The organism is Leifsonia sp. HAY1-4F, from assembly GCF_056755275.1.
In genome coordinates this window covers 1-7,163 of the sequence record NZ_JBNDHX010000143.1, presented here as the reverse complement: position 1 = coordinate 7,163, position 7,163 = coordinate 1, and the positions used below count along the sequence as shown (strand labels likewise).

Annotated in this window: 6 protein-coding genes; all 6 read right to left on the bottom strand. The window is 68.3% G+C overall.

Annotation, left to right across the window (positions count from 1 at the left end; translation table 11 throughout):
- Positions 1–727, bottom strand: a 727-nt coding sequence (locus tag ACPYOG_RS18015; RefSeq protein ID WP_481295526.1) for a hypothetical protein, incomplete at its 3' end; no start/stop codon positions are given.
- The gene (locus ACPYOG_RS18010; protein WP_481295525.1) at positions 724–2,889 is read right to left on the bottom strand and encodes a glycoside hydrolase family 3 N-terminal domain-containing protein; all 2,166 of its coding nucleotides are present in this window, start codon (positions 2,887–2,889) and stop codon (positions 724–726) included. The genes ACPYOG_RS18015 and ACPYOG_RS18010, both read right to left, overlap by 4 nt.
- A complete protein-coding gene (locus ACPYOG_RS18005) occupies positions 2,886–4,436 on the bottom strand; it encodes a family 43 glycosylhydrolase (RefSeq protein ID WP_481295524.1) in 1,551 nt (516 codons plus the stop codon). Before ACPYOG_RS18005 ends, ACPYOG_RS18010 begins: the two co-directional genes overlap by 4 nt.
- A gap of 6 nt (positions 4,437–4,442) precedes the next feature.
- Positions 4,443–5,285: a carbohydrate ABC transporter permease gene (locus ACPYOG_RS18000; RefSeq protein ID WP_441781149.1), complete on the bottom strand. Its 843-nt coding sequence runs from the start codon at positions 5,283–5,285 to the stop codon at positions 4,443–4,445.
- 3 nt (positions 5,286–5,288) lie between these two features.
- Positions 5,289–6,209: a carbohydrate ABC transporter permease gene (locus tag ACPYOG_RS17995; protein WP_481295523.1), complete on the bottom strand. Its 921-nt coding sequence runs from the start codon at positions 6,207–6,209 to the stop codon at positions 5,289–5,291.
- Between the two features lie 93 nt (positions 6,210–6,302).
- Positions 6,303–7,163 (bottom strand): extracellular solute-binding protein (locus ACPYOG_RS17990; RefSeq protein WP_481295522.1); only part of this gene is annotated, 861 nt, incomplete at its 5' end.

The following is a 7,163-nucleotide window of genomic DNA, read 5'->3' as shown; positions in this document are numbered from 1 at the left end:
CGGGCTCGTCACTGAAGAAGCCCGCGATCGTCGCACCGAATTCGTCGGCGTAGCGGTGGTGGATGCGCTCGTAGACCGTGTCGAGGAGCAGCTGGGTAGACGCGGCGTTCAGGTAGTCGATGTGCTGCGCGTGCCGCGCGCTTCCGCCTTCGCCGACCTCCAGGAAGAAGACCCGCCACCAGCCGTCGGGGATATCCCAGTGCAGCAGGCCGTCGGCGATCCGGTCCGTGAGATCGACGGGATCGCCGATGAGCTCGTCGGAGTCCTCGGCCCGCGGGAAGGCGAGCACCCGGAGTAGTGCTCCGGGCTCCTGCGCGGCGGCCGGACCCCAGAGCGCTCGGCGCTCCACGACAAAGGAGGTGCCGCGCGCGGGACCGACGGCGTCGGTGTGCCGTTCGCTGACGAAGCGGCGGCGCAGCTCCGCTGGGGCCGCCTCCACCGCACCGCCGGCGTGACCGGTCGGGAAAGTGTCGTCGTCGAAGAACCAGACCTTCATGCCGCGGCGCCGGGCGATCTCGAGCACGGCATCCACGTCGCGCCACCAGCCGTCGTCGAGGAACTCGGGATGCGGTCGCGCCTCCAGGATGACCGCACCGATACCGGCGTCCGCGATCCGCTCCATCTCCTCGCGCACGACCTCGACCGGGCCGCCCTTCTGCCAGAACAGCGGCATGATCGCGTTGGGTACCGTGCCGGCCACGACGTCGCGGAGGCGCTCGAGGGTCATGCCGCCTCCTCCAGACGCATGCCGAGACGGTGCTCGACGGTGCCGTCGCTGATGGTGAGGGTGAAGTCTCCAGGTTCGAGCACCCGGTGCAACCCGTCGGCCCAGAAGCGGAGGTCCGCGTCGTCGATCCGGAACGCGACCGTGACCGACTCGCCCGGTTCGAGGCTGACGCGGGTGAAGCCGCGCAGACGCCGCACGGGCTGTGTCACCGACGCGACCTCATCCGTGACGAACAGCATGACGACGTCGTCGCCCGTGCGGTCGCCGGTGTTCGTGACCCGCACCGTGACGTGGATGCCGGCCTCGGCCTCCGCGACGCCGACCACATCCCGTGACACCTCGAAGTCGTCGAGGGCGAATGTCGTGTAGGCAAGACCGTGACCGAAGTCGAAGCGCGGACCGAGCGGGAGGTCCAGGAATTTCGACGTGTAGTAGTCGTCGGTGTTGTTCGGACCGGTGAACCCGTCGATCGTCTCGGGAAGCAGCGCGCCCCCGGTGCGCGGCGGCCGGCCGGTGCGCTCATGGTCGTAGTGGATCGGCACCTGGCCGACCGCGCGTGGGAACGTCATCGGGACGCGACCTCCCGGACTCACCTGACCCGACAGGGTCCTGGCGATGGCGGCCGGCGCCTCCGAGCCGAGATGCCACACGCAGAGAGTGGCGGCGACGCGCTCGATCCAGTCCTCGACGACAAGCGGCCGGCCAGTGGCGAGCACGACGACGACGCGGGCACCGGCACCGGCGAGGGCGTGGATGAGGCGCCGCTGCGCCTCCGGGAGGGTGATGTCCGCCCGCGAGCTGGCCTCGCCGGAGATCCGGCTCGGTTCGCCGACGGCGAGGACGACCAGGTCGGCGTCCGCTGCACGCTCGACCGCCTCGGCGATGGAGGCGTCGGTCGCCTCGAAGAAGCCGCAGCCGTCGACGACTTCCCAGTCGACTCCCGGGAGTTCGCTCGCCAGCGCATCCGCCAGCGTCTCGGTCACCGGCGAAGCGAAATGCTGCACCCAGGTGCCGAGATGGTCCAGGCTCCGCGCGTACGGACCCGCGAGCAGGACCCGTCCCGAGGGGGGAAGGGGCAGCGCGCCGCCGTTCGTCAGCAGCACCGTGCACCGCTCCGCCGCCTGTCGCGCGAGCTCGCGATACCGCTCGGTGGCCTCCGTCGAGGCGGTGGACGCGTCCACGTACGGCCGCTCGAACAGACCGAGCCTCTGCTTGAGGCGAAGGACTCGGCGCACCGCGTCGTCGACCCGCACGACCGCAAGCTCATCCGGAGAGACGAACGCCACGCCGTCCGCATCCACCAGCAGCGACCCACCCATGACGATGTCGACACCGGCGTCGATCGCCGCGACCACGGCCGCACGCTCGTCGGCCACCACGCCGTGGTTCACGAGCTGTGCGACGCCGTCCGCGTCGCCGACGACCACGCCGTCGAATCCCCATTCCTCCTTGAGCACCCCGGTCAGCAGGGCACGGTTGGCATGCATCGGGATGCCGTTCAGCGCGCTGAACGCGGCCATGACCGTCGCGGCTCCGGCCTCGACGCCGGCCCGGAACGTCTCGAGGTACGTCTCGCGGAGGCGGCGGTCGGAGACGTCCGTGGTGTTGTAGTCGCGGCCCGCCTCGGCGGCGCCGTAGGCGACGAAGTGCTTGAGGCAGGCGGCGAGCGCATCACCCGTGTCGAGTGCCCTGCCCTGATAGCCGGCCACCTTTGCGACGGTGAGGACGGAGGACAGGTACGGGTCTTCGCCGAAACCCTCGACCGCACGTCCCCAGCGCGGGTCGCGGGTGACGTCAACCATCGGGGAGAAGGTCCAGTTGACGCCGGCCGAGCGCGCCTCGGTCGCCGAGACGCGGGCGTCGAGCTCGGCGACCGCCGGGTCGAACGCCGCTGCCTGGGCAAGCGGCGTCGGGAAGATCGTGAACTGCCCGTGGATCACGTCGAGCCCGACGAGAAGGGGGATGCCCAGCTCGGTCTCCTCGACGGCGATCCGCTGGGCTGCGTTCGTCTCCTCTGCGCTCGGGGGCCAGAAGGTGGACCCGATTCCGCGGCGGATGAGGGCCTCCCGCTCTGGGGCGGAGGGCCTCCACACGATCTGCAGTTGCAGGAGCTTCTGCTCCCAGGTCATGCGCGCGAGAAGGGACTCGATGTCGACAGTCATCGCTCCCTCACCTCGTCAACCTTGGCGGCCTCGTCGCCCTCGGCGAGTGAGCGGTAGCGGAAGTCCCGGAACACGACCTCGCCCTCGCCTGCCGAGAACAGCGCCGGCCGCAGGCTCTTCAGGTCGCTCATCGTCGCCGAGTGCGCCCCGGCGGTGTTGTAGCGGACGCCGTGCCGCGTCCAGTCCTCGCCGGGGCGGCGGTGCCAGCCGGTCACGATGTGGTGGTCGTTCCTCAGGCGCAGCTCGATCGTCGCGCCGGGTTCTGCGGGCTCCCGCCAGTGTGTGCGGATGCCGCCCGCATAGCTGGGCAGCGCTTCGCCGTCCCAGCCCATCCCGAAGAACATGCGGTCGTTGAAGTAGAGGAGCAGACCGCCGGTCGCCCCTCCCCGCACCTCGACGCTCACCTCGACTTCGTAGGCCTCATCCATCGCCCACGTGGTGAGCGGCGATGACTCGGCGGGGGACGAGCCCTTCGCGGAGAGCACCAGCCCGTCACCGAACTTCGCGCGGCCCTGTTCGTCTGGCCCGGGGTTGTCAAAGACCCAGCGTTCGCCCCAGGCCGGCGCGGCGAAATCGTCGGAGGGTGCGGGAATCGCGACGGGGACGGACTCGCTGCGGGATGCGGCGGGCTTGGCGAGCGGCACGCCGACATCGCTCGCGGCGGCGACCGGCCAGCCGTCCGCCGTCCACTCGATCGGCTCCAGCAGCGCCTGACGACCGAGCGTGCGATAGCCGTTGGCGTAGCCGTGGGACACCATCCACCAGGAGCCGTCCGGAGCCTCGAGGATGGTCGCATGCCCGCGCGACCACCACGCTTCGTCGGCCGACCAGGTGCGGGCGATCGGGTTGCCCGGCGCATTCTCCCACGGCCCGTGCACCGACCGGGAACGCGCGACGATCACCATGTGGCCGGTCGCCGGACCCCCGGTGCCACCGACGGCGCTGACCAGGTAGAACCAGTCTCCGCGACGGAACAGCTTCGGTCCCTCCAGGGCGTACGCCTCGGTGATCCACTCGTCGGGATACCGCCAGCCGTCGTACATGTGCTCGAGCGGCGTGACCGCCGTCAGCCCGTCCGCGCTCAGGCGGCAGCGACGGATGCCGCTGACGAAGAGGTACCGCTCGCCGTCCTCCCCCACGACGTGTCCAGGGTCGATCGCACCGGAGACGCCGGTGAACGTCGGCTCGCTCCACGGCCCCTCCGGGCTGTCGGCGTGGGTGACCCAGATCTGCGGCTCCGGGATGCGGTCCGACCAGGCGCTCGGGATGAACGGAATGTAAAGGTAGAAGCGTCCATCGTGCTCGATGAAGTCGGGGGCGAACACGGTCGTCAGGGGCTTCTCGAGGGCGCTGGTCACGAACGTCCAGTTGACGAGATCCGGCGAGCGCCAGATCGTCAGCCCCGGCGAAGCGTCGAACGACGAGCACGTCAGGTAGTAGTCCTCGCCGACGCGCAGCACCGCCGGGTCGGGCCGGTCTCCGGGCAGCACGGGGTTGAGGAAGGTCCCGTCCCCCAGGTCGGGAGCGGAACGCGGAGCGACGGTCATGCGATGTCAGCCCTTGAGCCCGCCGGCGTAACCCTGGATGAACTTCTTCTGCGCGAAGGCGTAAAACGCCAGGATCGGGATCATCGACACGATGACGACCGAGAAGATCAGGTTCCACTGCGAGACCAGCGAGCCGACGTAGCTGTACATCACGACCGGAAGGGTCTGCCACGGCGTGCCGTTGAGGAAGATCAGCGAGGTGAAGAAGTCGTTCCAGACGATGAGCCCGGCGAGGATCGCCACGGTGCCGGTCGCCGGCGACATCAGCGGCAGCACGACTTTCCAGAACACCTGGTAGCGGTTGGCGCCGTCGATGATCGCGGCTTCCTCATACTCCGGCGTCAGGTTCCGGAAGAAGTTCGCGTAGAGGAACACCGACAGCGGCAGCAGCATCCCCGTGTAGATCAGGATCATGCCCCACGGGTTGCCGACGAGACCGACGTCGCGGGCGCCGATGTACAGCGGCAGCGTCCCGAGCTGCGTCGGCAGGATGATGGCGACGAGGAACAGGTAGAACGAGCGTCGGCTCCACTTGCTCGTCGAGCGCGCGATGCCGTACGCGGCGATCGAGCCGAGCCCGACCAGAAGGACGATGCTGCCGGTCGTGATGATCAGGCTCGATCCGAGACCCGCCCAGATGTTGCCCGACGACGTGGAGGCCGGCGAGAGCAGCGTTATGAAGTTATCGAAGGTCGGACTCGTGGGCGGGGCGATCGCTGCGGAGCTGAGGATGTCGGGGAGCGTCTTGAGCGAGCCGACCAGCAGGATCCAGAACGGCAGCAGCAGGATCGCGGCCGCGATCAGCACGATGATCTCGATGGCGAGGGTCTTCTTCGTGTACCGGAACATGGCTCACGCCTCCTTGGCCGAGCGGTCGCGCGTCGCGTATTGCTGCGCGATGGAGAAGAGCAGGATGAGCAGGCTGAGCACGAGCGCCAGCGCGGCTCCGAATCCGAACTGCTGGTAGGTGAACGCCTGCTGGTAGACCTCCAGCGCGAGCGTCTGGGTGGCGCCGGCCGGGCCTCCGCCCGTCAGCGCGACGACCTGGTCGAAGACCCGCAGACCCTGGATGAGCGTGAGCGTCGTGGCGATCGCGACCGACGGCTGGATCATCGGCAGCACGACGTACCGGAACCGACGGAAGGTGCTGGCCCCATCCAGCGCAGCGGCCTCCTCCATCTCCTCCGGCACGGTCGCGAGACCGGCCAGGTAGATGACCATCACGAAGCCGATGTTCTGCCAGACCATCACGACGAGCACGCACCAGATCGCGAGCCCCGGGTCGGCGAGCCAGTTCTGCTTCGGGAGGCCGACGCCGGCCAGCGCCTGGTTGAGCGGGCCGTTGTAGTCGAAGATGAATTTCCAGATGTACGAGACGGCGATCGGGCTGACGACCACCGGCATGAAGATCAGCGTGCGGAGCACGTACCGCGACTTCAGCGTGCGGTTGAGCGCCAGGGCGAAGAGCAGTCCGAGGACGTTGGTGAAGATCAGGAAGCCGAAGGCGAGGAGGAGGGTGTTCCACAGCGACCCGATGAGCTCGGGTGTCTGGAAGATCTTGACGAAGTTCGCCAGGCCGACGAAGTCGAACGCGCCGAGGCCCGACCAGTTCGTGAAGGCGAAGAACCCGCCCGCGATGGTGGTGACATAGATGACGACCACCATCAGCACAAGTGCGGGGAGTGCCCACCACCAGCTGCCGAGCCGGACCTGATAGGCCCTCTTGAGCGGCGCGCGGCGCGGAGCCTGCACGTGCGTCTCGAGCTTCGTCATTCTCCGCACCTCTGACTGCGTCGTCATCGATTCGTTCCTTTCAACCGGTTCGGGCGGCCGGCCCTCAGAGGACCGGCCGCCCGGGTAACCCGATCAACCCCAGTCGGTGTCCATCTGCTGAAGCACCTGCTTGACGGTCATCTGACCGGTGAGGATGCCCTGGACGCCGTTGCCGAGGTCCGTGTAGATTTTGGCGTTCGGCCACTCGGTCGGCGCGTAGCCCCGGGTGTCGTTCTTGGCGATCTCGTCCTTGATGCCGGCGTACTGCGGCAGCAGGGTCGAGTCGTTCTTCACGTTGACCGGGATCGAGCCGACCTCCTTGGAGTACGCCTCCTGACCCTTGTCCGAGACAATGTAGCTCAGGAAGTCCGTCGCGAGCTTCGGGCTCTTGGTCTTGGCGCTCACCGTGACGCCCTGGTCGGCGCTTAGCGACAGATAGGTCTTCGTGCCGTCAGGCGCACCGACGGGGAGTGCCACAAGCTTCACGTGGCCGCCCGCGGCCTGCATGATCTGCTGCGCGGCGCCGCTCGGAGCGAAGAAGCCGAGGATCTTGCCCGAGGAGGCGCCGTTGGTCAGAGCGTCGAACCCGGCGCTGGTGGCGCCGTCCTGGAAGCAGCCCGCGTCGTACATCTTCTTAACCGACTCGAGGGCAGTCGCCCACCCCTTGGTGCCGGCGAAGGTGACCTTGTTCTGAGCGCGCTTCGTGTTCCAGTCCTTGTCCGGGCCGTACACGGTGGAGGTGGCGATTCCGACGGCGAGGATGCCGTTGTTCTGGAAAGTCGATCCGGCGAGTCCGTAGACCGTCTTGCCCGCGTCGCGTGCCTTGCCGCACTGGGCGACGATGTCGTCGAGGCTCGTTGTCGCGTCGATCTTCACACCGATGGACTGAGCGAGCTCGTCGTTGTAGATGACACCGTTCAGCTGGGTGCCGAGGGGCACGCCGTAGATCTTGCC